This window comes from Cryobacterium fucosi, from assembly GCF_004403515.1.
Classification (GTDB): domain Bacteria; phylum Actinomycetota; class Actinomycetes; order Actinomycetales; family Microbacteriaceae; genus Cryobacterium; species Cryobacterium fucosi.
The window spans coordinates 68963-91680 of record NZ_SOHH01000064.1; the positions used below are offsets into that span (position 1 = coordinate 68963).

Consider the following 22718-nt stretch of genomic DNA (forward strand, 5'->3'; position numbering starts at 1 on the left):
TGGTACGTGCGAGGGCCTCTCGGCGGAGCCTGAGAATATGCCCACAATCGCCCGGTGCGGGGGCGGGCGAGGCGGGCTAACGCGGATCCCGACGCGGGCCGGGCACTTCGTCGGGAACGGGGGATTCCGACTAAGCTCGATTGTCGTGACGGATGCACCGATTGGAATCTTCGATTCCGGAGTGGGCGGCCTGACCGTCGCCCGGGCGATCAAGGATCAGCTGCCCAACGAATCGATCCTCTATATCGGGGATACCGCGCACTCCCCATACGGTCCGAAAAAGATCGCGGACGTGCGCCGCTACGCGCTCCAGGTGCTCGACGACCTTGTCGCGCAGGACGTGAAGATGCTGGTGATCGCGTGCAACACCGCCTCCGCCGCCGTGCTCCGCGACGCACGGGAGCGCTACAGCGTGCCCGTGGTCGAGGTCATCCAGCCCGCGGTCCGTCGCGCCGTCGGCACCACCCGGAACAACCGGGTCGGCGTGATCGGCACGGCCGGGACAGTCACGTCCCGCGCCTACGACGATGCGTTCGCCGCCGCCACCACCATCCGGCTCTTCACCCAGGCCTGTCCCCGATTCGTCGAATTCGTCGAGGCCGGTGTGACCACCGGAGATGAGGTCCTCGCGGTCGCGGAGGAGTACCTCGCACCGCTGAAGGCGGCGGGGGTCGACACCCTGGTGCTCGGTTGCACGCACTATCCATTCCTGCGCGGCGCCATCTCCTACGTGATGGGCGACACCGTCACCCTCGTGTCCAGCGACACCGAGACGGCCAACGATGTCTACCGGGCGCTGGTCAGCCAGGGCGCCGAACGCGTGGACACGCGCCCGCCGACCTACCGCTACGAAGCCACCGGCGGCAGCGCCGAGGACTTCCTCAGCCTGGCCCATCGCCTGGTCGGCCAGGACATCTCCCGGGTCGACCTCGTCGAGACCGGCACCTTCAATCTGAGCGAACTCGTCGAATTCGCGGCATCGCATCCGAACACCAACAAGGAGACCTTGTGAACGACACTGTGCGCGCCGACGGACGAACGACAGACGAGCTTCGGCAGGTCACGATCGAGCGAGGCTGGAGCGACCAGGCCGAAGGCTCGGCCCTGATCTCGTTCGGCCGCACCAAGGTGCTCTGCACCGCCTCCTTCACCAACGGCGTCCCGCGGTGGATGGCAGGCAAGGGAGCCGGCTGGGTCACCGCGGAGTACTCCATGCTGCCCCGGTCCACCAACGACCGGATGGCCCGCGAATCCGTCAAGGGCCGCATCGGAGGCCGCACCCACGAGATCAGCCGCCTGGTCGGCAGGAGCCTCCGCGCCGTGGTCGACATGAAGGCGCTCGGCGAGAACACGATCGTCCTGGACTGCGACGTGCTGCAGGCCGACGGCGGCACCCGCACGGCCGCCATCACCGGCGCATACGTCGCCCTGGCGGATGCCCTCGAATGGGGCCGGGAAAAGAAGTTCCTCGGCCAGAGGGCGCAGCCGTTGATCGACAGCGTCGCGGCCGTTTCCGTCGGAATCGTCGGCGGAGTGCCGATGCTGGACCTCGCCTACACGGAGGACTCGAAGGCAGAGACCGACATGAACGTGGTCGTCACCGGTCGCGGGCTGTTCGTGGAGGTGCAGGGTACCGCCGAGGGTGCCCCGTTCGATCGCAGCGAATTGAACTCCCTGCTCGACCTGGCGCTGGCCGGCACGGTCACCCTGACCGAGTTCCAGAAGAACGCGCTGGGGCGCTAGCCGTGCAGGTCGTCCTCGCCACCCACAACCCTCACAAGGTAGAGGAGTTGCGTCGCATCCTCGCCCCGCGGCTTCCCGGCATCGAGGTCCTCGCCTACGACGGCCCCGAACCCGTCGAAGACGGCACCAGCTTCGTCGAGAACGCCCTGATCAAGGCGCGTGCCGCGGCCGCTCACACCGGACTGCCCGCCATTGCCGACGACTCCGGCATCTGCGTCGACGTGCTCGGCGGCTCGCCGGGCATCTTCTCCGCCCGCTGGGCCGGCCCGGCCAGGGATGCCGAGGCGAACCTGAGACTGCTGCTCTGGCAGCTGGCCGATGTGCCAGACGACCACCGGGGTGCACATTTCGCCTGCGTGGCGGCGCTGGCTGTTCCGGACGGCACGGAACGCCATGTCACCGGGGAATGGCCGGGCCAGATCCTGGCCGAACCGTCCGGGGAACAGGGCTTCGGGTACGACCCGATCTTCCTTCCTGACGGCTATGCCATCTCGGCCGCCGAACTCACGCCGAATGTGAAGAACGAGCAAAGCCACCGGGCGAGGGCCTTCGAACAGCTGGTTCCGCTGATTCGGGAACTGCTGTCCGACTGACCGCGGCCGGCTGGCCCTCGCCGGCCTGCACCGGCCTGCACCGGCCGCGGGAGCGGTGTCACCCGGTGCTGAGAATGGCACTCATTCCCAACTGGCGGCTCAACTGGCTATCCTCTGGTGCGCGCTCTACGTTTGACGCATGGGCCACGATCACGCGCACACCTCGCAGACCAACCGCGTGCGCCTCACGGTGGCGATCGGCGTCGTCGCGATCGTGCTCGTCGTCGAGATCATCGGCGCCGTCCTCACCGGTTCCCTCGCCCTGCTGGCGGATGCCGGCCACATGTTCTCCGACCTTGCCGGCCTGGTCATCGCCCTCGTCGCGACGGTCGTGGCCGCCAGGCCTGCCACCGACCGGCAGACCTTCGGCTACCAGCGGGCCGAGGTTTTCGGTGCGCTGATCAACGGGCTGATCCTTGTGGCCGTGGCGATCTCCGTCGTGGTCGGGGCCGTGACCCGACTGGTCGGCGCGTCGCCGGTCGAGGTGCAGGCAATGCCGATGCTGGTCGTGGCCGTGATCGGCCTCGGCGCGAACATCGCCGGGCTGCTGCTCCTGCGCCCGGCGGCGAAGGGGTCGATCAATATGCGCGGGGCCTATCTCGAGGTGCTCGGGGACGCCCTCGGTTCGGTGGCCGTCATCGTGGCGGCCGCGGTCATCCTGCTCACCGGCTTCGCCCAGGCCGACGCGATCGCGTCGCTCGTCATCGCGGCGATGATCGGCCCCCGGGCGTTCGTGCTGCTCCGCGACGTCGTGCGGGTGCTGAGCGAGTCAGCCCCCGTCGACACGGATGTCACGGAGATCCGCCGGCACCTGCTGGAGACGGCCGGGGTGGTCGCCGTGCACGACGTGCACGTCTGGGCCATCACATCGGGCGCGCACGTCTTCAGCGCCCACGTGGTGGTGGAACCGGCGGTGCTCCAGTCGGGAGGATCCGGAGAACTGCTCGATGCCCTCTCCGCCTGCCTCGCCGAGCACTTCGACGTCGATCACTCGACCTTCCAGCTCGAGCCGGCGGAGCACGCCGCGCACGAGGACTACCCGCACCTCTGATCCGACAATGCGAGCGGTGCAGGCCGATCGCGTCGGACGGTCAGGAGTCGTGCTTGTGGTGGCCTTCGAAGACGTCGGGGTCGAGCACCAGACTCTCGGTGGCGGTGGTCACGCCGGCGCGGGTGGCACGACGGGCCTTCACGGTGGCCTGCACGTAGTGGAACACGGTGGGAATCAGCGTGATCAGGACCGCGCCGAGCAGGATCACATCGATGTATTGGCTGACGAAGTCACGCACGGGCGGGATATAGCCGAGGAAGAAGCCCGCATAGGTCACCCCGACGCCCCAGAGCAGGGCGCCGGCGAGGTTGTACATCGAATACCGGCGGTAGTTCATCCGCCCCACGCCGGCGGCCACGGGGGCGAAGGTTCGCACGATCGGCACGAAACGGGCGACGATCACGGCGAAGCCGCCGAATCGCTCGAAGAACGCATTGGTGCGCTCGACGTTTTTCACGCTGAACAAGCCTGATTCCTTGCGCTCGAACACGCGCGGCCCGAACTTGCGGCCAATCAGGTAACCGCATTCGCCGCCGACGAACGCGGCGAAGCCGATGGCCAGGGCCACCCACCAGATATCGATCTGGATGGTGCCGTTGAAGGTCAGGATGCCGGTGATCACCAGCAGGGTGTCGCCGGGGAAGAGGAAACCGACCAGGAGGCCGGTCTCGGCGAAGATGATCGCGCAGACGCCGAGCAGGGCCCAGGCGCCGAACCCGTCGATCAGGTACTTGGGGTCAAGCCACGGGATGAGGGCCGTGTGAATCGACGCGGTGTGAACCAAGGCGGTGTGAATCACGAATGAGTCTCCAGTCGGTGGCCTGGGCGGCCGGGCGGCGGTAATCGTGGGGCGGTGATCGTGGGTGCTGTGGTACAGGGTATCCCCAGATTACGGGAGAACACCGTATGCGCCGGTCACCGGGCATCAAACCTCGGGGCGACGTCATCCGACGCATTGTTCACGTGCGGGAGAGGGGACTTGAACCCCCACGCTCGAAAGCACAGGAACCTAAATCCTGCGTGTCTGCCAATTTCACCACTCCCGCGACTGCGGTTCCAGTGTAGTTCGTGCGCCGGGGGCCGGCCGCTGCCGGTCCCGTCTGGAGCGGAGGCCGGTCAGGCCGGGGACGGGCGGCCGTGCAGAGCCTGCCGGAAGGAGTCGACCTGATGCCGCAACGCCGCGACCAGGGTGGCCACGGCCGGTTGGTGCAGGGACTCGGGGCGGAGCACCATCCAGTACTGCAGCTGCTCGTTGAACTGGGCGGGGAGCAGCCGCACCAGGTCGGGGTGCCGGTCGGCCATGAAGCACGGGAGGAAGCCGATGCCGGCGCCGGCGCGGGTCGCCTCAACGTGCACGAAGACGTTGGTCGAGCTGAGCGAGGCCCGCATCGACGGGACCAGCCGGCGTGGGGCATCCAGATCGTCCACCAGCAGCATCGAATCGACGAAATAGACCAGCGGATGCTGCGTGAGCTCGGCCACGGTCGCCGGGGTTCCCTTCTCGGCGAGATAGGCGCGCGACGCGTACATGCCGAGCCGGTAGTGGCCGAGCCTTACGGCCTCGGCCCGGTGCACCTGCGGTTCGCCGACCACCACCTCGATGTCGAGGCCGGAGCGATGCTGGAGGGCACGCCGAGTCACCGTGACGATCTCCACCCGGAGATTCGGGTGGGTGCGCTGCAGGGCGGCGACGGCCGGGGCTGCGATGTAGGCGCTGAAGCCGTCGGTCGCCGACATGCGCACGACACCGGACAACTGGCCCAGCTGACCGGCCGGCCCGTTCAGCACGGCCACGGCGGCTTCGACGTTCTCGGCCGCGTTGAAGGCCCGCTTGCCCAGCTCCGTCAGCTCCCAGCCCCCCCACGGTGTGCGAGAGCACACGCCCGTCGAGGGCCTTCTCCAGGGCGGTGATCCGGCGTGCGACCGTGGTGTGGTTCAGCCCGAGGCTGTCGGCCGCGGCGGTGTACCGACCGGTGCGGGCGACCGCGAGTAACACCAGGAGGTCGTCGGGATTGGGTGACGGCGGCGGCGCTGCGGCGAGGGACATATCTGCAATTATGCACACGACATCTGTAGAAGTGGTCATTGATGCACAGAAGGTCTCCGGGAATACTCAGTGGAGCCGTGTTGGGTGGAACTCGACCCGCGGTCATCGACCACCAAGTGTCAGCGACGACACCGAAGGAGACAGACATGAGCGTCAATCAACGCGTCGGAGCCGGGAAGCCGGGAACGAGCGGGTCTGGTCAGGACAGTCCGGAGGAGAAGTCGGGGCTGCGCAAGATCGTGGCGGCGTCGATGGTCGGCACGATCGTGGAATGGTACGAGTTCTTCCTCTACGCCACGGCGGCCAGCCTCGTCTTCGGCAAGTTCTTCTTCCCCAACGCGGGCAGCGAACTGGACGGCATCATCGCCGCATTCCTCACCTACGCCGTCGGCTTCATCGCCCGCCCGCTCGGCGGCATCGTCTTCGGCCAGATCGGAGACCGGCTCGGACGCAAGCACACCCTCCAGGTCACGATCATCCTGGTCGGTGCGGCCACGTTCCTGATGGGCTGCCTGCCCGGCTTCAACAGCATCGGCTACTGGGCGCCCGCGCTGCTCGTCGTCCTGCGCTTCATCCAGGGCTTCGCGGTCGGCGGCGAATGGGGCGGCGCCGTGCTGCTCGTGGCCGAGCACAGCCCGAACAAGACCCGTGGTTTCTGGTCGAGCTGGCCGCAGGCGGCCGTGCCGGTCGGCAACCTGCTCGCCACCCTCGTGCTGCTGACCATGTCCTGGATCCTGCCCGCCGAGCAGTTCCTCGGCTGGGGCTGGCGGGTGGCCTTCTGGCTCTCCGCGATCATCGTGGTGATCGGCTACTACATCCGCACCCACGTCAGCGAGGCGCCGATCTTCCTTGAGGCCCGCGCGCAGGTCGAGGCGGAGAAGGCGATCAGCTACGGCGTGATGGAGGTCGTGCGCAAGTATCCGAAGGGAATCCTGGGGGCCATGGGCCTTCGCTTCGCCGAGAACATCCTCTACTACACGATCGTCAGCTTCTCGATCGTCTATCTGGTCACGGTGCACCAGTACAACACGAGCCAGCTCCTGCTCGCCCTGCTGCTCGCCCACGTCGTGCACTTCCTCGTGATCCCGCAGGTCGGCCGGCTCTCCGACCGATTCGGACGCAAACCGGTCTACCTCGCCGGGGCCGTGCTCGGATCGACCTGGGCGTTCTTCGCCTTCCCGATGTTCGACACCCTCAACCCGGTCGTCATCGTGGCGGCCATCACCATCGGTTTGTGCTTCCACGCTCTGATGTATGCCGGGCAGCCCGCGATCATGGCCGAGATGTTCCCGACCCGGATGCGCTACTCCGGGGTGTCCCTCGGCTACCAGGTCACCTCGATCCTCGCCGGCTCGATGGCGCCGATCATCGCCACGGCGCTGCTCCAGCAGTACAAGTCCTGGCTGCCGGTGGCGTTCTACCTGGTGATCGCCTGCGCGATCACCGTCGTCGCCGTGGTCACGCTCAAGGAGACCAGGGGAATCTCGCTGCGCGAGGTCGACGCGGAGGACGCCCGCAAGCACGGCCTGGAGCCGGCGAGGGTCGCCGGCTGACCCTGCCGAGTGACCTGACCCGCACGCCCACGCCAGCCCGCACCACGAAGGATCACCTGATGACCGCAGCACCAGAGACCGTTTCGCCACCCGACGGGGGCGGGAGCAGACCCCTCGAGGGCCGAAGAGCCCTCGTCACCGGGGGAGCGAGCGGAATCGGCGCGGCCACGGTCCGAGCGCTCGCGGCCCGCGGCGCCCATGTCGTGGTGGCCGACATGGACCAGGCCGGTGCCGCATCCGTCGCCGCGGAGGTCGGCGGGTCGAGCTGGTCGGTGGACCTCCTGGACCCGGCCGCGCTGACCGACTCGGAGCTGGCCCTGCGGTTGGCGGGCGTGGACATCTTGGTCAACAACGCGGGAATCCAGACGATCAGCCCTATTCAGGACTTCGACCCGGAGGACTTCCGCCGCATCATCACGCTCATGCTGGAGGTTCCCTTCCTCTTGATCCGGGCGGCGTTGCCGCAGATGTACGAGCGCGGTTTCGGACGCATCATCAACGTCACCTCGGTGCACGGCATCCGGGCATCGCCGTTCAAGGCGGCGTATGTCGCGGCCAAGCACGGGCTGGAAGGCCTCTCCAAGGTGACCGCCCTCGAGGGCGGGGAGCACGGGGTGACGAGCAACTGCGTCAGCCCCGGGTATGTGCGCACGCCCCTGGTCGAGAAGCAAATCAAGGACCAGGCGCTCGTGCACGGCATCCCCGAGGCGGAGGTCCTCGGCCGGATCATGCTGACGGAGAGCGCCATCAAGCGGCTGGTCGAGCCGGAGGAGGTCGGGTCACTGGTGGCCTGGCTGGCCTCGGCCGACGCTGCCATGGTCACGGGCTCCAGCTACGGGATGGACGGCGGCTGGTCCGCCCGCTGAGTTCCGGGTAGCTCCGCCCAGGCGATCCTCGCCCAGCCAGGCCCGGTGGTCGAGCGTGTCGAGGCCTCGCTCCCTGCCGCGGTGGTCGAGCTTGTCGAGGCCTCGCGACGGATCGCCAAGTCCCGGAATCGAGTAAGTAGGCCGCAGATGTGGAGCGGCCCCATAGGATGCCGAACCGGTCTCGACGGGCTCGACCACCGGGTCTCGACGGGCTCGACCACCGGGTCTCGACGGGCTCGACCACCGGGTCTCGACGGGCTCGACCACCGGGTCTCGACGACGGGCTGTGGATAAGTTCTCCGGCGCATCGCCCCGGTGGACCATCATTCAGGGATGAGCGAGGCCGTGCGCATCATCACCGAGCAGGTCCGGACCCGGGTGCGCCGCGACGGCGTCGATCTCTCGACCGACCTGTTGCTGGCCGAGAAGTACGTGCACGACGAGCTGCAGCGCTACAGCGAGCGGGCCCTCGGCTCCTCCCTGCCCCTCATCCACGACGAGCGCCAGGCGGCCAGGGAGGTGGTGGCGTCGCTGACCGGTTTCGGCGCCCTCCAGCCGTTCCTCGACGACCCGGGCATCGAGGAGATCTGGATCAACGCGCCGTCACGGGTGTTCGTGGCCCGCGACGGGGTGCCGGAACTGACGGACATGGTGCTCTCCGAGCGGGAGGTACGGGACCTGGTCGAACGGATGCTGCAGGCATCCGGCCGTCGGGTGGACCTTTCTTCCCCGTTCGTCGATGCGTCCCTGCCGGACGGCTCGCGGCTGCACGTGGTCATCCCGGACATCACCCGCAGGCACTGGGCAGTGAACATCCGCAAGTTCACCCGGCGCATCCGGGACCTGAACCAGTTGGTCGGACTGGGGTCGCTCACCCAGCAGGCGTCGGAATTCCTGCGGATGTGCGTTCTGTCAGGGCAGAACATCCTCGTCTCCGGCGCGACACAGACCGGCAAGACCACCATGCTCAACGCCCTCCTCACGGCCACCCGCCGCAACGAGCGGATCGTGACGGTGGAGGAGACCTTCGAGCTCGACCTCGCCGCCCGCGACGTCGTGGCCATGCAGTGCCGCCAGCCGAGCCTCGAGGGAACCGGCGAGATCACCCTGCGCCGGCTGATCAAGGAGTCCCTGCGGATGCGGCCCGACCGCCTCATCGTCGGCGAGGTGCGCGAGGCGGAGAGCCTTGACCTGTTGATCGCCCTGAACAGCGGGCTGCCGGGGATGTGCTCGATCCACGCCAACAGCGCCCGGGATGCCCTGGCCAAGCTGTCCACGCTCCCGCTCCTGGCCGGTCGCAACATCGACTCGGCGTTCGTGCTGCCGACCGTTGCGGGCTGCATCGACATCGTGGTGCACTGCGAAATCGACCGGCATGGCCGTCGCCGCGTCATCGAGATCCTGGCGCCAAGCGGTCGGCTTGCCGGCCCCGTGATCGAGGCGAGCCCCATCTTCCTCATCCAGGGCGGAACGCTCACGGCGACCGGCGGTCACCCCGGAAAGCTCACGAAGTTCCTGGCTGCGGGACTCGACCCCGCCATTGTGCTGCGTGCGGGTGCGGGTGCGGCATGACCATAGTTCTCGGGAGCCTGCTCGGTGCCGGCCTGCTGCTGGTGGCATCGCCGTTCCTCTGGCCGAGTCGCGGGGCGGCAGATCCCGGGCGGGGCAGGGCTCGCGGAGCCTTCCGGGCGGACCTGGCCCAGGCAGGCCTGGGCGCGCTTCCGCTGCCGGCATTCGCGGCGATTTCCCTTGTCCTCGGGGTGGCCGGCTTCGCGCTCGCCGAGGCGCTCCTCGGCATCGGGGCGCTATCGATCGTCGCGGGGCTGGGCGGCATCGCCTTGCCCGTGCTGGTTGTCTCCTGGCGCGCGCGGGCAGCGCGCCGGGCGAACCATACGGTCTGGCCCGACGTCGTCGACCATCTCGTCTCCGCGGTGCGGTCGGGCCTGGCCCTCCCCGACAGCGTGAGCAGCCTGGCGGATGCCGGCCCGGCAGCGACCAGGGCCGCGTTCGCGGCGTTCGCCGGGGACTACCGGTCCACCGGGAATTTCGCCTACGCCGTGGACCGGCTGAAGGAGTCCCTGGCCGACCCGGTCGCCGATCGCATCCTCGAAACCCTGCGGATGGCCAGGGAGGTCGGCGGCAGCGACCTCACGATCGTGCTCCGCAGCCTTGCGGCCTGGCTCCGGCAGGATGCGGCCATCCGGGCCGAGGTCGAGGCCCGCCAGTCGTGGGTGGTGAATGCCGCACGGCTGGGAGTGGCGGCGCCATGGGTGATCCTGTTGCTCCTCGGGTCGCGGCCGGAGGCGGCCGTCGCGTACAACACCAGTGCCGGCGTGGCCGTCGTGCTCGGCGGCCTCGGCATGTCGGTCGTGGCCTACCGGGTGATGGTGGCCCTGGGCCGGCTCCCGGAGGAACGCCGGTGGTTCCGGTGAGTGCGCCGCTGGCGTGGGGCCTGCTGTGCGGCTGCGCGCTGGGGATCGGCCTGTGGTCGATGGTGAGCACGATCCCGCGTCTGAGCCGGCCTCGACTCGTGCACAGGCTCGCCCCGTACATCCTGGACGTGTCCGCCGAGGCTCGCGCCTTCGTCGGCCGAAGGTCGGTAGACCCGATCCCCGTGCTCGGAACCCTGTTCGCCCCGGCGTTCGGCTCCCTCAAACGGCTACTCGGGGCCGTGCTCGGTGGTGCGGACGGGATCGAGCGGCGCCTGCGCCAGTCCGGGGCGGATCACAGCGTCGATCGATTCCGGTCAGAGCAGGTGGTCTGGGCGCTTGTCGCCTTCGGGCTGGGCGGCGGTCTCGTCATCGCGCTGCCGGCCTTCCGCTCGGTGCCCGTGGGGGTGCCGGTCGCCCTGCCAGTGCTGGCCGGCCTCTGCGGCGCCCTGGCGAGGGACTGGTTCCTGACCCGCGCGGCGGGAGCCCGGCTGGCGCGGATGCAGAGCGAGTTGCCGACGATTCTGGAGTTCCTCACGCTCTCCTTGTCGGCGGGCGAGGGAATCCTGGATTCGCTCGCGCGGGTGTCTCGCACGAGCACGGGGGAGCTGTCGCGCGAATTCGCCGGCGTTGTCGCCGATGTGCGGATCGGCGTGCCGCTGCACTCCGCGTTGCGATCGATGTCCGGTCGCCTTCACCTTCCGGCGGTGACCCGTCTCGTCGACCAGGTCTCCGGCGCGCTGGACCGAGGCACGCCCCTGGCCGAGGTTCTGCGGGCCCAGGCGCAGGACTCACGGGACAGTGCCAAGCGGGAGTTGTTGGAGGTGGCCGGCAAGAAGGAGGTGGCAATGCTCGTGCCCCTGGTCTTCCTCATTCTTCCCCTGACCATCCTGTTCGCGGTCTTCCCCGGCCTGTTCATCCTGCAATCGGGTTTCTGATCCACCATCCCACCGAGTGATTTCCACGGAAAAGAGGAGCATGATGACCACATTGCGGCGGCGTTTCCGGGCCCTGTGGAGCGACGACACCGGGGACGTCCCGGGCTGGGTCCTGATCACATTGATGACCGCGGGCCTGGTCATCATCATCTGGGGTCTGGCCGGCCCCGCCCTGAGCGGGGTGTTCCAGCAAGCAATCGACCGCGTCAGCGGTTTCTGACCGCGGATCATGGCCCTCTTCCGACGCGCATCCGGCCTGGGCGGCGACAGAGGTTCGGCGGCGGCCGAATTCGTGCTGGTGGGCGCGCTGCTCACCGTGCTGACCCTCACTGTCATGCAACTTGCGCTCGCCCTGCACGTGCGCAATACCGCACTCGACGCGGCGGCCGAGGGAGCACGTTTCGCCGCACTGGCTGACAGCAGCCTGGCCGAGGGCGTCGCGCGCACCCGGGAACTGGTCACCGTGGCGCTCGGACCCGGATACGCCACGGATGTCGTCGCCGGCTACGGCGAATACGACGGCTTCCCGAGTGTGCAGGTTCGGGTCATCGCCCCGCTCCCGCTGCTTGGCCTCCTCGGACTCGATCGCGGTCTGGAGGTGGTCGGGCATGCCGTCGTGGAAGGCCTGGACTGAGCGGACCGGCCGCCCGGAGCGGATGCGGAATGCCAGGCTTCGGCAGGCCGGCACCGGATTCCTCGCCGGGGAAGACGGGTCGGCCGCACTCGAGTTCATCACCGCCGGATCGATCCTCCTCGTCCCGCTCGTCTACCTCGTGCTGGCCATGTCGGCGCTGCAGGGTGGGGCATTCGCGGTGGAGGGCGCCGCGCGGCAGGCGGCCCGGGTGTACGTGCAGGCGCCGGACGAGGCCGCGGCCCGCGCCGCGGCGATCCGCGCGGTGCAGGTCGGGCTGGACGACTACGGCATCCCCGGAGACCGCGCCGCGGTCACAATCGACTGCGGGGACGGAGGCTGCCTGGCCAGGCGCAGCACGGTGACCGTCACGGTGCGGATTCGCGTGGCGTTGCCGCTGGTCCCCGACCTGCTGTCCCTGCGAAGCGCGGCGAGCATCCCGATTGAAGCCGTGGCCACCCAGACGGTGTCCCGGTTCCGGAGGGCGGGATGATATCGCGACCCGCGGTCGGTCGTTGTGGCCACAGGTTCGCCGCGATCCGGCGCGTCCGGGGAAGAACCGGATCGGACGAAGAGGGCTCGACCCTGATCCTGACGATCTTCTACGCCTTCCTCGCCCTGGTCCTGATCCTCGTCGTCGTGGCCGCGAGCTCGCTCTACCTGGAGCGCAAACGGTTGCTCACCCTGGCCGACGGCGCGGCGCTCGCCGGCGCCGAGTCCTTTTCGCTCGACGCGGTGGGCGTCACCGACCTTGCGTCCGGGCCGGTCCCGCGGCCCGCGCTCCGGTCCGAGGAGGTGCGGGTGGCCGCCGAGGCCTACCTGGCGACGGCGCCCCACGGCGGCGTCGCCGGCGTGGAACTGACCGGGGCCGGCTCGACCGACGGGCAGAGCGCGACCGTCGCGCTGGGCGCGGTCTGGCGTCCCCCAGTTCTGGCCTTCTTCCTGCCGGAGGGTGTGCCGCTGGAGGTCACCGCCGTCGCGCGGTCGGTGTTCCGGTAACCGGGGACGACTTCCGGTTCCGAATCGGGACCGGCGACCCGGTACTCTCGAAAAGCGCGCCCGACCGGGTGCGGACGAGGAGAACCGTGACCGCCCGGCGTGACCGTTTGAACGGCGCTGGTGCACAGCTCGCGACCGAGGTCAGCATCAACTTCGGTTCATCCCTCGCCCTGGCGTCGTCGCGTCGGCCGATTGACTTCGTCTGCGCGAGCGCCGCGGCAGTCGGGGTCTTCCTGCTCACCTGGTCGACCGGGGAGCTCAACCTCCCAGGCATGCTCTTCGCCCTCACCGCAGCGGCTGCCTGGGCGGCCTACATCCTGCTCACCCGCCGGGTGGCGGTGACCTTCCCCGGCCTGGAAGGCATCTCGGTGGCGAGCGTCGTCAGCCTGGCCCTGCTCGTGCCGTTCGCCCTGGTCACAGTCGACTACTCCCGCCTGGACTGGGCAGTCCTCGGTCTGCTCCTCGCGGTCGGGGTGCTTTCGTCGGCGTTCCCGTACACGCTCGACACCTACATCCTGCGCCGGATCACCCCTCGGCTCTACGCGATCATCACGAGCGTCGGCCCGGTCATCGCCGCGCTGTTCGGCGCCCTGGTGCTGGGGGAGACGTTCCTGCTGCAGCAACAGGTGGCGATTCTCGTCGTGTGCGTCGCGGCCGGGGTGGCGATCGCCACCCAGCGGGAACGCCCGAAATCCGATCTGGAGATCACCGCGGGCGGCATCTCGTGACGTCTGCGGGAGCAGAGGTCGAACTCCTCGCGGGCGCGGGTTCGAGCACGAAGACCGGGATCACCCGGTCGGTTTTGGTCTGATAGTCCGCATAGTCGGGATACGCGGCCACCGCCCGAACCCACCATTCGTCCCGTTCGGCGCCGGTGACCTCCCCGGCGAGCATGTCCCATTTCCGCGGGCCGTCCTGCAACTCCACGAGCGGATGCGCGACCACGTTCGCGTGCCAGACGGGGTTCTTCGGGCTGCCGCCGAGCGACGCGATCGCGGCATACCGGCCCTCGTGCTCGACCCGCATCAGCGGGGCCTTGCGCAGCTTGCCCGACTTCGCGCCGACGGTGGTCAGCACGATCACTGGCATCCCTCGCATCGTGGTTCCCTCGGTGCCGCCGGAGCCCTCGTAGAGCTCAACCTGGTCGCGCACCCATTTTTGCGGGCTCGGTTCGTATTCTCCCTGCAGTGGCATGTCACCATTCAACGCCATCGGACCGGCCGGAATTCCTGCTACGGGCGAGGGCGCGGGCGGCGGGGCGCGTAGCGCGGAATGTAGCGTCCGAGCAGCACCGCCCCGAACAGGCCGAAGATCCCCATCACGCCGCTGGCCAGCGACAGGGAGACCAGGGCGGTCAGGCCGGACACCGCCAGGGGAGCGGCGGCCCCGCCGAGGTCGGCCGTGAACCGCCAGGCGCCGAGGAAGGGCGCCGGGTTGGTCTCGGGGGCAAGGTCCGCCCCGAGGGTCATCAGCAGGCCGCTGCCGATCCCGTTGGCCAGGGACAGGAACATCGCCACCGCGATCAACCACTCCACGTTCGTCGAAAGGTCGTGCGTGAACGCGAGCACGAGGTGCCCGGCCCCGAGCCCGACCATCGACGGCAACGCCGTCCACAATCGTCCGAACCGGTCCATGATCTGCCCGCTGGCGTAGAAGAGGGCGAAGTCGATGCCGCCTGCGATGCCGATGATCAGCGCGATGTCGGGTTCGTTGATGCCGATACTCACCGCCCAGAGTGGGAGGAGCACCGTGCGGGTGGCGCGCATGGCGCCGATCAGGCCCGCCCCGGTCCCCAGCTTGCCGAGCACGGCCCGGTAGCTCCAGATGGTGCGGAAGAGGCCCTCGGATTCCTCGGCGGCCAGTTCCTCGCCCGCGCTGCGGGTCGTGCCGTCCGGGGCGACGGCCAGCTCGGGCGCGCCGAAGGTGCTCGACGGGTCGCGCAGCAGCAGCAGCATGGCGGCCGCACCGAGGCAGCAGACCACGAAGACCCAGAACACCGACTGGGTGCTGCCCGTCAACCGGATCAGGCCCGTCGCGATGAACGGGCCGATGAACCAGCCCGCCCGGAAGATGCCGCCGAGGGTGGACAACGCCCTGGCCCGGTAGGCGAGCGGGACATACGTGGTCATGAAGGCGTGGCGGGCCAGGGCGAACACTGCAGTCGCGAGCCCGACGAGGAAGATGCCCAGTCCCAGGACGAGCGGATTCGGTGCGGCGATGCAGATCAGCACGGCGATGATCGAGAGCATCGCGGCCCAGATCATCGCATTGCGCTCGCCGATCCGGGAGACCACCCAGCCGCTGGGAATGTCGCCGATCAGCTCGCCAACCATGATCATGGCGGCGATGAGCCCGGCCACGGCGAGGGATGCCCCGAGATTGTTGGCGACGATCGGGATGAGCGGGATGATAGCCCCCTCGCCGATCGAGAAGAGCAGGGTCGGCAGGAATGCGGCGAAGGCAACGGAGCGCAGGCTGAAGGAGCGTTCGGCGTTACTCATGACTCCTCGATGCTACTTCAGGCTCCGCACGGCCATGGTCTGCCCGGAGCGGCCCGGTAGGCTGGGGTCCGACATGATTGAGCTGGACTTTTCGGAGCAGATCGCCGCACTGCGGGCCACCTTTGGCGACATCCGGGCGGTGATCGACATCGACCAACTGCGCACCGACATCGCCGACCTGAATGACCAGGCAGGGGCCCCCGACCTGTGGGACGACTCCGAGCACGCCCAGAAGGTCACCAGCGCGCTCAGCCACCGCCAGTCCGAGCTCGCCCGCATCGAGAGCATCGAACGCCGCCTTGACGACCTCGAAGTCCTCGTGGAGATGGCCAACGACGGTGAGGGCGACGAGGAATCCGCTCAGGAAGCGACCACCGAGCTCGCGAGCCTGCAGAAGGTGCTCGGCGACCTTGAGGTGCACACCCTGCTCAACGGCGAATTCGACGAGCGCCCCGCGGTGGTCACCATCCGCTCCGGCGCCGGCGGCGTCGACGCGGCCGACTTCGCCGAGATGCTGCTGCGGATGTACCTGCGGTGGGCCGAGCAGCACAATTACCCCGTGCAGGTGCTCGACGTCGGCTACGCAGAGGAGGCCGGCATCAAGTCGGCGACCTTCCAGGTCGATTCCCCTTATGCCTTCGGCACCCTGAGCGTCGAGGCCGGCACGCACCGGCTCGTGCGAATGAGCCCGTTCAACTCGGCAGGCAAGCGCCAGACGTCGTTCGCCGCGGTCGAGGTCGTGCCCCTGATCGAGCAGACCGAATCGATCGAGATCCCCGACACCGACATCCGGGTGGACGTGTTCCGTTCCAGCGGCCCCGGCGGGCAGTCGGTGAACACGACCGACTCCGCCGTGCGGATCACCCACCTGCCGACCGGAACCGTGGTGAGCTGCCAGAACGAGAAGAGCCAGATCCAGAACCGCGCCGCCGCCATGCGCGTGCTGCAGTCCCGGCTGCTGCTCCTGCAGCGTGAGCAGGAGGCCGCGACCAAGAAGGAACTGGCGGGCGTCATCACCGCGAGCTGGGGCGACCAGATGCGCAGCTATGTGCTCGCGCCGTACCAAATGGTCAAGGACCTGCGCACCAACTACGAGACCAACAATCCCAGCCAGGTATTCGACGGCGACCTCGACCCGTTCATCGCCGCGGGCATCCGTTGGCGTAAACAGGCGCCGAAGGACTGAATCGCTTTCCGACAGTGTCTGCGGTTCGGTATGTCGCAGTAGGAAAAACCCGGATGCCTGCTTAGGCTCAAAGGGCCATGATCCGTTTTGACCACATCACCAAGAAGTATCCGGGAACGAACCGACCCGCTTTGGACGATATCGACGTCGAAGTGCTGCGCGGCGAGTTCGTCTTCCTCGTCGGTGCGTCCGGCTCGGGTAAGTCGACCTGCCTGCGCCTGGTCCTGAAGGAAGACCGACCGACCAGCGGCAGCATCCACGTGCTCGGCCAGGACCTCCGGTCGATCTCCAACCGCAAGGTGCCCTACTTCCGGCGCAATCTCGGCGTCGTCTTCCAGGACTTCCGCCTGCTGCCGAACAAGACGGTCTTCGACAACGTGGCGTTCAGCCTCCAGGTGATCGGCAAGTCCCGGGGATTCATCCAGGAAGCGGTTCCGGACACCCTGAAGATGGTCGGCCTGGCCGAGAAGGCACAGCGGTTCCCGCATGAACTCTCCGGCGGTGAACAGCAGCGCGTGGCCATCGCCCGCGCCATCGTGAACAAACCGCAGGTGCTGCTCGCCGACGAGCCGACCGGAAACCTCGACCCCACCACCAGCGCGGGGATCATGGCCCTGCTCGAGCGGATCAACGCCGGTGGCACCACGGTGATCATGGCGACCCACGAGGCCGGCATCGTCGACCAGATGCAACGTCGCGTGATCGAACTCGCCAGCGGCAAGATCGTGCGAGACGAGCGTCAGGGTGGCTATGCCACCGCGGCGATTCCGACCATCACCGAAGGCGCCGGAGCCCACCGGCGCGCGAGCGTCCAGTCGGCTCACACCCCTGCGACTCACGTCCCCGTGGCTCACCGCCCTGCGGCTCACACGCCGGCCCCTGCCGTGGCACCACGGCTCGCTTCGGTCTTCGCGCCGGCGCCCTCCGAGCCGCTCACCTTCCCGTCGGCCCCGGAACCCGTCGCCGCGCCCGCCGTGCGTCACAGACCCGCGCCGACCAGGGCAGGACGCGAACAGGCTGCCGTCATCGCCGCCGACACGGGTATGCCCCTTCCGCACGTCGAACCGGATCCGGCGCCGTCCGCCGACTCAGGACGCCCGATGGCACGGCCGGCGCTGCCGGTCACTCAGCACGACGTGCCCGAACAGCTGACGCTCGCAGAGAAACTCGGCCTGCGTGCCCCCGGCGAGAAAACGGACCAGTCCGGCGAACAGAATGTAGGGCCCACCCGATGAGACTCGGACTTGTGCTCTCCGAGGCGGCGAACGGCCTGCGCCGCAATGCCTCCATGGTCGTGTCGGTCGTGCTCGTGACCTTCATCTCGCTGACCTTCGTCGGCGCGGCCATCCTGATGCAGATGCAGATCGGCCAGATGAAGAACTTCTGGTACGACCGCGCCCAGGTCGGAATCTACATGTGCACGGCGATCTCGCCCGGTGAGACGTGCACGGCCGGTGAGGCGTCGGCAGACCAGATCGATGCGGTCAAGGCCCAGCTCGTGTCGCCGACCCTCGCACCGTTCATCGACAAGTACTACTTCGAAACGCACGACCAGGCGTTCGAGAACTTCAAGAAGCAGTTCGCCGGCAACCCGGTGGCCGATTACGTGACGCCGGACCAGCTCAACCAGACCTTCTGGGTCAATCTGAAGGACCCGTCCCAGTCCGATGTGCTCGTGGAGAGCCTGTCCGGCATTCCCGGGGTCGAGAACGTCGCCGACCAACGCAAGTACCTCGACCAGATCTTCTCGGTGCTGAACGTGGCCAGTTACACCGCCATCGGGATCGCCGCGCTGATGCTTGTGGCGGCCGCGCTGCTGATCGCCACCACGATCCGGCTTTCGGCGTTCTCGAGACGCAGGGAGTTGGGGATCATGCGGCTCGTCGGAGCCTCGAACCGGTTCATCCAGACCCCGTTCATCCTCGAAGGCGTCTTCGCGGCGCTGCTCGGTTCACTACTGGCCGGCGGTGCGATCGTGGGCATCGTGAACTGGTTCGTGCAGGGCTACCTCGGTGAACGTCTCAAAGGCTTCTCGCTGGTGGGGATGCCGGACGCCCTCGTCGTGGTGCCCATTCTGCTTGTGGTCGGAGCCGTGCTGGCGGCCTTCTCGGCGAACTTCGCGATCACCCGTTATCTCAAGGTTTGATCCGGTAGCGTCACCCGCACGCTAGACTGGTGGGCTGGCCGTCACAGGGCTGCCACACCCACCATCGTTGAGGAGTAGGCCGTGCCCAGGGAACAAGGCGAGAAGGTCGTATCGACCAATCGCAAGGCACGCCACGACTACCTCATCGAGGAGACGTACGAGGCCGGGATGGTGCTCAGCGGCACCGAGGTCAAGTCGCTCAGGGCCGGCCGCGCGTCCCTCGTCGACGGCTACGCGTTCATCGAGTCCGGCGAGGTCTGGCTGGATGCCGTGCACATCCAGGAGTACAAGGCGGGCACCTGGACCAATCACCCGCCGCGGCGCAAGCGCAAACTCCTCCTGCACAAGCAGGAGATCATCAAGATCAGCCACAAGACCAAAGAGGGCGGTTACACCCTCGTCCCGCTTCGGATTTACTTCAGCAATGGCAACGCCAAGGTGGAGATCGCGGTCGCCAAGGGCAAGAAGGAATACGACAAGCGCCAGACCCTGCGGGAACGCCAGGACAAGCGTGAGTCCGACCGGGCCATTTCGGCGAGGAAGAACCTGGGCGACTAGGTCCTGTCTCCGGGTCTCGACGGGCTCGACCTCCGGGTCTCGACGGGCTCGACCTCCGGGTCTCGACGGGCTCGACCTCCGGGTCTCGACGGGCTCTACCTCCGGTGGTCCACGGGCTCTACCTCCGGGTCTCGACGGGCTCGATGTCCGGGTCTCGACGGGCTCGATGTCCGGGTCTCGACGGGCTCGACCTCCGGTGGTCGAGCTTGTCGAGACCCGGTGACGTGGTTCGCGGGGTCTCGACGGGGGAGGGTTTCTGTTGTAGAGTTAAAGGCTGCACGGGGCGTTCATCAGGACGGGCCGCGCAGCCTTGGAAACTCAACAGCGTGTGATAGTGACCCACTCGAGTGCAGCGCGGCGGCAAGCCGGGCGATGGCGTCGAGTGCGTATGGGGATGATCGGTTTCGACATTGCCTGCGCAATTATGAGAAGCGGGTCGAGGATGCAGGGTTATCTCGTAAACGATCTCTGCAAAACAATAAGTGCCAATTCAAACCGCACTGACTTCGCCCTCGCTGCCTAAGCGAGCGCACTAAGAAGTCCGCCAGACCGGGAATGCTCCCTACCCGGATCCTGACGTCATTTAGAGAGCTTGCTCCCACTCTGAGCCGCGGGGTGTGGGGGGACTTGAACGAGGGCTGGGCTTGTCGGATTAGATGACAGTGTCAAATTCCGGAGCCGAGTAGAACGATTTCACTGGATACACCCGTAGAAGGCATATGACCACAGCAGTGGACCGGGGTTCAATTCCCCGCATCTCCACCATCGGTCGCGATCACACGCTGTCGTTTCGAGAAGATCGACAGAGAATGGCCCGGATCCCCACGGGGATCCGGGCCATTCTCACGTGTTCGATCAATCGTCGTCGTCGGTCCCGGCCGCCGCGCCCGAACCGATGACTTGGTGTTTCGGTGTCGGCATGGTCGAACCGGCTCCCCGCACGGACTTCCAGATGGCTCGGTTGTACAGCTGCTCGTCGATCCTGTCCTCGGTGTCCGTGTTCTCCCCTTCGACCTGTCCGGCCAGCGGCGCGTTCGCGGCGTTGACCGTCGTCATGTCGTAGCTGGGCCTGATCGCCGAATATGGCTTGTTGTCGGGGGTCGAGGTGAACGATGCGCTCATCGGCGTCGCAAACGCGTCGAACTGGGTCATCGGCTGGATGCCCGCGAGCAGCCCGATTGTGTGCACCATCGATGCGGTGCTGTAGAAGGTGGAATCCACCTTCCCGGTCTGGGTGTACGGGCTGATCGCCAGGGCGACGGTGCGGTGCGCGTCGACGTGGTCTGGCCCGTTCTGGGCATCGTCCTCGGTCACGAAGATCGCGGTGTCACCCCAGATCGGGGAGTGCGACACGGTGTCCACCAACTGACCCAAGGCGAAGTCGTTGTCGGCCACGTAGGCCTTCGGGGTCGGTTTCCCGACCCGGGTGGCCTGGGTGTGGTCGTTGGGCAGTCGAACGAACTGCACAGTCGGCACGGTGTCTGCGGCCACGTTGGCGGCGAAGTCCCTGGACCACTCGTCGATCCGGGACGTGCCGCAGTCCGCCTTCAACGGTGCGAACGTGCCCGCGGAATCGGGGCAGGAGAGGTCATAGCCCCGGTAGGCGTGGTCGGTCTGGGCGTCGAGCACCGGATCCTTGGCCACGGCCTGCCCTTCGGCCAGGCTGACGAAGAAGCCGTAGTTGCGAAAACTGACGCCGGCCCGGGCGAGGCGCTGCCAGACATACGTGTTGTCGGGTTCCTGCGCCGCGATCTCGGGGTCGGCGTTCTCGCTGGGGTAGGGGGCCTTCCGGCCGGAGTAGTTTGCCGGCCACATCTGCTCCGCGTACGGGTTGGAGTTCGCCGATGCCACCCAGTTCCAGCCGTTCGCGCTGACCTCGGCGTCCGCGTAGAAATTGTCGATCGTGGTGAACTGCTTCGACAGGGCGCGCACGTTCGGGGCAGACTCATCGCCGAAGAGGTTCAAGGCCGGGTCCCCATTGCCCCGGCCGAGGCTGCCGAGCACTTGGTCGTAGGTACGGTTCTCCTTCACGACGTAGATCACATGCTTGATCGGGCTGTCCTGGCCCGGCTTGCGGGGGATGACCTCACCCTCCGCCTTCGCGGAGCGGTTGTTGCTGGCGACCTGCCGGGTCGCCCGCTTCAGGTCCTCGGCCACGGGAACTTCAAAACTGCTCAACGTGCCGGTGATCATCGAGCCGCTGTATTGGTTCTCCGCCGTCGCCGCACTCGACTCGGGGTCAGGACGCCCGGCAGCGTTGTTGGGTCCGGCGCCCAGTCCCTTGGCGTTCGTGGTGTGCAGCCGGCCGTCGGCGAAGGACAGGGAGGTGGGGTACCACCCAACGGGCACGACACCGTCGACGGTCTGCGTGCCGAGGTCCACGATCGCCACGTCGTTGTTGCCGGAGTTGCTGACGAAAAGTTTGGATCCGTCGGTGTTGAGGGCCAGCCCGGTGGGGTTCGACCCGACCGGTGAGTCCTCCGAGGGTGACACGCTGATCGACGACGTGGTTCCTGCCGCGAGGTCGATGACCGAGATTGTGTCGGCGTCCCCGTCGGCCACATAGAGGTGGCCGCCATCCGAGGCCAGCACCGACTTGTTCGGATGCAGGCCTGCCATCAGGGTGCCGGTGACGGCGGGTGCCGCGTCGGCCAGACTGACCACTGACACGGTGGCGGCACCCTGGTTGGTCACATATGCGGTGAGTCCGTCGGCGGCCAGTGTCACCCAGAGCGGGCGGTGGCCGACGGGTGTTGTCACGACGGCGCCCGTGCCGAGGTCGATCACGGACACCGCGTCAGCGAGCTGGTCTGCGACGACCAGACGCGTCCCGTCGGGGGTCAGTGCCAGGCCGGCCGGGAAGAGGTTCAGGGCGGTCCCGTCGGGGGCAACGGTGGGAAGCGGAAGGGAGGCGCCCTCCGTGAGGACACCGTCAGCATACGAATACGTGCGGATCTTGGAATTGGCCGCCGCGCTGGCGAAGGCCTTCGTGCCGTCCTGGCTCCAGGCGAGTCCCATGTAGAGGGACTCCGGGGAGGTGTAAGGGAGGGTCTGAAGGACCGCGCCGGCCGCCACATCCACGACCTGAAGCGATTGTGTGCCCTGGCCGTTGTTGCTGACGAGGAGCGTCTTCCCGTCCGGGGAGAGAGTGGAGTTCAGGGGGAGATCGCCCAGGTTCGTCTGCCGGCCGATCGGTGTGACCAGCTGGCCCACCGGTGTCAGCGCCGTTCCGTCCTGTTGCGGACCGGCAACATTGGGCGCTATGGCCGCGGCGGCAATCCCGCCAACGAGGCCGAGCAGGAGTAGGGCGACCAGCCCGGTGGATGTCTTTATCGTCATGATCCCCACGCTAGGAACGCGATAAGACGCCCCGACGCCGTTCGTCGAGACTCCGGATGAACGCGAGACGACGTTCGAGAGCAGGGGCTGGCTGGAATTGTCGGAGGTCCACAGCCAATTCCCGGCCGGTTGGCGGTA

The 22718-nt window shown here is 67.7% G+C and carries 22 protein-coding genes, 1 tRNA gene, 1 other RNA gene and 1 pseudogene; 19 read left to right on the plus strand and 6 right to left on the minus strand.

What is annotated here, in order from left to right; genetic code table 11:
• Nucleotides 1-145: 145 nt before the first annotated feature.
• From murI to E3T48_RS08425, 4 genes are all read left to right on the plus strand, one after another.
• A complete protein-coding gene (gene murI / locus E3T48_RS08410) occupies nt 146-1012 on the plus strand; it encodes a glutamate racemase (protein WP_134523613.1) in 867 nt (288 codons plus the stop codon).
• Nucleotides 1009-1743, plus strand: coding sequence for a ribonuclease PH (rph, locus tag E3T48_RS08415; RefSeq protein WP_134523614.1), 735 nt, complete (start codon nt 1009-1011; stop codon nt 1741-1743). The genes murI and rph overlap by 4 nt, the downstream gene beginning before the upstream one ends.
• Before the next feature lie 2 nt (nt 1744-1745).
• On the plus strand, nt 1746-2336 hold the full coding sequence (gene rdgB, locus E3T48_RS08420) for an RdgB/HAM1 family non-canonical purine NTP pyrophosphatase (protein ID WP_134523615.1): 591 nt from the start codon (nt 1746-1748) through the stop codon (nt 2334-2336).
• 139 nt (nt 2337-2475) lie between these two features.
• On the plus strand, nt 2476-3387 hold the full coding sequence (locus E3T48_RS08425; RefSeq protein ID WP_134523616.1) for a cation diffusion facilitator family transporter: 912 nt from the start codon (nt 2476-2478) through the stop codon (nt 3385-3387).
• Between the two features lie 40 nt (nt 3388-3427).
• Here E3T48_RS08425 and E3T48_RS08430 read toward each other — a convergent pair whose 3' ends face one another.
• From E3T48_RS08430 to E3T48_RS08440, 3 genes and pseudogenes are all read right to left on the minus strand, one after another.
• Nucleotides 3428-4153 carry a DedA family protein gene (locus tag E3T48_RS08430; RefSeq protein ID WP_134523709.1) on the minus strand — a complete coding sequence of 242 codons (726 nt, stop codon included), beginning with the start codon at nt 4151-4153 and terminating at the stop codon, nt 3428-3430.
• A gap of 198 nt (nt 4154-4351) precedes the next feature.
• A tRNA-Leu gene (locus E3T48_RS08435) sits at nt 4352-4433 on the minus strand.
• 70 nt (nt 4434-4503) lie between these two features.
• Nucleotides 4504-5434: pseudogene (locus E3T48_RS08440) on the minus strand (LysR family transcriptional regulator).
• A 146-nt stretch (nt 5435-5580) separates the two neighbouring features.
• On the opposite strand from E3T48_RS08440, the gene E3T48_RS08445 reads away from it, so the two are divergent.
• The 10 genes from E3T48_RS08445 to E3T48_RS08490 all read left to right on the plus strand — a co-directional run bounded on the left by E3T48_RS08445 (nt 5581) and on the right by E3T48_RS08490 (nt 13578).
• Nucleotides 5581-6987 (plus strand): MFS transporter, encoded by a 1407-nt coding sequence (locus E3T48_RS08445; RefSeq protein WP_134523617.1) that lies wholly within the window; start codon nt 5581-5583, stop codon nt 6985-6987.
• A gap of 59 nt (nt 6988-7046) precedes the next feature.
• A complete protein-coding gene (locus tag E3T48_RS08450; protein WP_134523618.1) occupies nt 7047-7853 on the plus strand; it encodes a 3-hydroxybutyrate dehydrogenase in 807 nt (268 codons plus the stop codon).
• A gap of 333 nt (nt 7854-8186) precedes the next feature.
• Entirely contained in the window at nt 8187-9425 is a 1239-nt protein-coding gene (locus E3T48_RS08455) for a TadA family conjugal transfer-associated ATPase (protein WP_134523619.1), read from the plus strand.
• Nucleotides 9422-10285 carry a type II secretion system F family protein gene (locus tag E3T48_RS08460; RefSeq protein ID WP_134523620.1) on the plus strand — a complete coding sequence of 288 codons (864 nt, stop codon included), beginning with the start codon at nt 9422-9424 and terminating at the stop codon, nt 10283-10285. Before E3T48_RS08455 ends, E3T48_RS08460 begins: the two co-directional genes overlap by 4 nt.
• Nucleotides 10273-11220 carry a type II secretion system F family protein gene (locus tag E3T48_RS08465; protein ID WP_241986736.1) on the plus strand — a complete coding sequence of 316 codons (948 nt, stop codon included), beginning with the start codon at nt 10273-10275 and terminating at the stop codon, nt 11218-11220. Before E3T48_RS08460 ends, E3T48_RS08465 begins: the two co-directional genes overlap by 13 nt.
• Before the next feature lie 43 nt (nt 11221-11263).
• A complete protein-coding gene (locus E3T48_RS08470; protein ID WP_338145232.1) occupies nt 11264-11440 on the plus strand; it encodes a hypothetical protein in 177 nt (58 codons plus the stop codon).
• Nucleotides 11441-11449: 9 nt separating this feature from the next.
• Nucleotides 11450-11854, plus strand: a complete 405-nt coding sequence (locus E3T48_RS08475; RefSeq protein WP_174844143.1) for a TadE/TadG family type IV pilus assembly protein — start codon at nt 11450-11452, stop codon at nt 11852-11854.
• Nucleotides 11829-12344 (plus strand): hypothetical protein, encoded by a 516-nt coding sequence (locus E3T48_RS08480; protein WP_241986737.1) that lies wholly within the window; start codon nt 11829-11831, stop codon nt 12342-12344. The genes E3T48_RS08475 and E3T48_RS08480 overlap by 26 nt, the downstream gene beginning before the upstream one ends.
• Entirely contained in the window at nt 12341-12850 is a 510-nt protein-coding gene (locus tag E3T48_RS08485) for a pilus assembly protein TadG-related protein (RefSeq protein WP_134523623.1), read from the plus strand. Before E3T48_RS08480 ends, E3T48_RS08485 begins: the two co-directional genes overlap by 4 nt.
• A gap of 86 nt (nt 12851-12936) precedes the next feature.
• Nucleotides 12937-13578 carry an EamA family transporter gene (locus tag E3T48_RS08490; RefSeq protein WP_134523624.1) on the plus strand — a complete coding sequence of 214 codons (642 nt, stop codon included), beginning with the start codon at nt 12937-12939 and terminating at the stop codon, nt 13576-13578.
• On the opposite strand, the gene E3T48_RS08495 is transcribed toward E3T48_RS08490, so the two are convergent.
• A complete protein-coding gene (locus tag E3T48_RS08495; RefSeq protein ID WP_134523625.1) occupies nt 13556-14044 on the minus strand; it encodes a nitroreductase family deazaflavin-dependent oxidoreductase in 489 nt (162 codons plus the stop codon). The two genes, E3T48_RS08490 and E3T48_RS08495, sit on opposite strands and share 23 nt — an antisense overlap.
• A gap of 38 nt (nt 14045-14082) precedes the next feature.
• Entirely contained in the window at nt 14083-15351 is a 1269-nt protein-coding gene (locus tag E3T48_RS08500) for an MFS transporter (RefSeq protein ID WP_134523626.1), read from the minus strand.
• A 73-nt stretch (nt 15352-15424) separates the two neighbouring features.
• Here E3T48_RS08500 and prfB point away from each other — a divergent pair, with 73 nt between their 5' ends.
• The 5 genes from prfB (at nt 15425) to ssrA (ending at nt 20006) form a co-directional block, all read left to right on the plus strand.
• Nucleotides 15425-16537 carry a peptide chain release factor 2 gene (gene prfB, locus E3T48_RS08505; RefSeq protein WP_134523627.1) on the plus strand — a complete coding sequence of 371 codons (1113 nt, stop codon included), beginning with the start codon at nt 15425-15427 and terminating at the stop codon, nt 16535-16537.
• A 77-nt stretch (nt 16538-16614) separates the two neighbouring features.
• A complete protein-coding gene (gene ftsE, locus E3T48_RS08510) occupies nt 16615-17772 on the plus strand; it encodes a cell division ATP-binding protein FtsE (protein WP_134523628.1) in 1158 nt (385 codons plus the stop codon).
• Nucleotides 17769-18683 (plus strand): permease-like cell division protein FtsX, encoded by a 915-nt coding sequence (gene ftsX / locus E3T48_RS08515; protein ID WP_134523629.1) that lies wholly within the window; start codon nt 17769-17771, stop codon nt 18681-18683. Before ftsE ends, ftsX begins: the two co-directional genes overlap by 4 nt.
• Before the next feature lie 81 nt (nt 18684-18764).
• Nucleotides 18765-19241, plus strand: a complete 477-nt coding sequence (smpB, locus tag E3T48_RS08520) for an SsrA-binding protein SmpB (protein ID WP_134509681.1) — start codon at nt 18765-18767, stop codon at nt 19239-19241.
• A gap of 390 nt (nt 19242-19631) precedes the next feature.
• Nucleotides 19632-20006, plus strand: a transfer-messenger RNA (tmRNA) gene (gene ssrA, locus E3T48_RS08525).
• Between the two features lie 90 nt (nt 20007-20096).
• Here ssrA and E3T48_RS08530 read toward each other — a convergent pair.
• Nucleotides 20097-22580: a bifunctional YncE family protein/alkaline phosphatase family protein gene (locus tag E3T48_RS08530; RefSeq protein ID WP_134523630.1), complete on the minus strand. Its 2484-nt coding sequence runs from the start codon at nt 22578-22580 to the stop codon at nt 20097-20099.
• Between the last annotated feature and the right edge of the window lie 138 nt (nt 22581-22718).

Excerpts from the sequence above, each read along its gene's own strand:
- E3T48_RS08425 (WP_134523616.1), top strand. The coding sequence starts at position 2,476 with ATGGGCCACGATCACGCGCACACCTCGCAGACCAACCGCGTGCGCCTC.
- E3T48_RS08445 (WP_134523617.1), top strand. The coding sequence starts at position 5,581 with ATGAGCGTCAATCAACGCGTCGGAGCCGGGAAGCCGGGAACGAGCGGG.
- E3T48_RS08450 (WP_134523618.1), top strand. The coding sequence starts at position 7,047 with ATGACCGCAGCACCAGAGACCGTTTCGCCACCCGACGGGGGCGGGAGC.
- E3T48_RS08455 (WP_134523619.1), top strand. The coding sequence starts at position 8,187 with ATGAGCGAGGCCGTGCGCATCATCACCGAGCAGGTCCGGACCCGGGTG.
- E3T48_RS08460 (WP_134523620.1), top strand. The coding sequence starts at position 9,422 with ATGACCATAGTTCTCGGGAGCCTGCTCGGTGCCGGCCTGCTGCTGGTG.
- E3T48_RS08470 (WP_338145232.1), top strand. The coding sequence starts at position 11,264 with ATGACCACATTGCGGCGGCGTTTCCGGGCCCTGTGGAGCGACGACACC.
- E3T48_RS08475 (WP_174844143.1), top strand. The coding sequence starts at position 11,450 with ATGGCCCTCTTCCGACGCGCATCCGGCCTGGGCGGCGACAGAGGTTCG.
- E3T48_RS08480 (WP_241986737.1), top strand. The coding sequence starts at position 11,829 with ATGCCGTCGTGGAAGGCCTGGACTGAGCGGACCGGCCGCCCGGAGCGG.
- E3T48_RS08485 (WP_134523623.1), top strand. The coding sequence starts at position 12,341 with ATGATATCGCGACCCGCGGTCGGTCGTTGTGGCCACAGGTTCGCCGCG.
- E3T48_RS08495 (WP_134523625.1), bottom strand. The coding sequence starts at position 14,044 with ATGCCACTGCAGGGAGAATACGAACCGAGCCCGCAAAAATGGGTGCGC.
- E3T48_RS08500 (WP_134523626.1), bottom strand. The coding sequence starts at position 15,351 with ATGAGTAACGCCGAACGCTCCTTCAGCCTGCGCTCCGTTGCCTTCGCC.
- prfB (WP_134523627.1), top strand. The coding sequence starts at position 15,425 with ATGATTGAGCTGGACTTTTCGGAGCAGATCGCCGCACTGCGGGCCACC.
- ftsE (WP_134523628.1), top strand. The coding sequence starts at position 16,615 with ATGATCCGTTTTGACCACATCACCAAGAAGTATCCGGGAACGAACCGA.
- ftsX (WP_134523629.1), top strand. The coding sequence starts at position 17,769 with ATGAGACTCGGACTTGTGCTCTCCGAGGCGGCGAACGGCCTGCGCCGC.
- E3T48_RS08530 (WP_134523630.1), bottom strand. The coding sequence starts at position 22,580 with ATGACGATAAAGACATCCACCGGGCTGGTCGCCCTACTCCTGCTCGGC.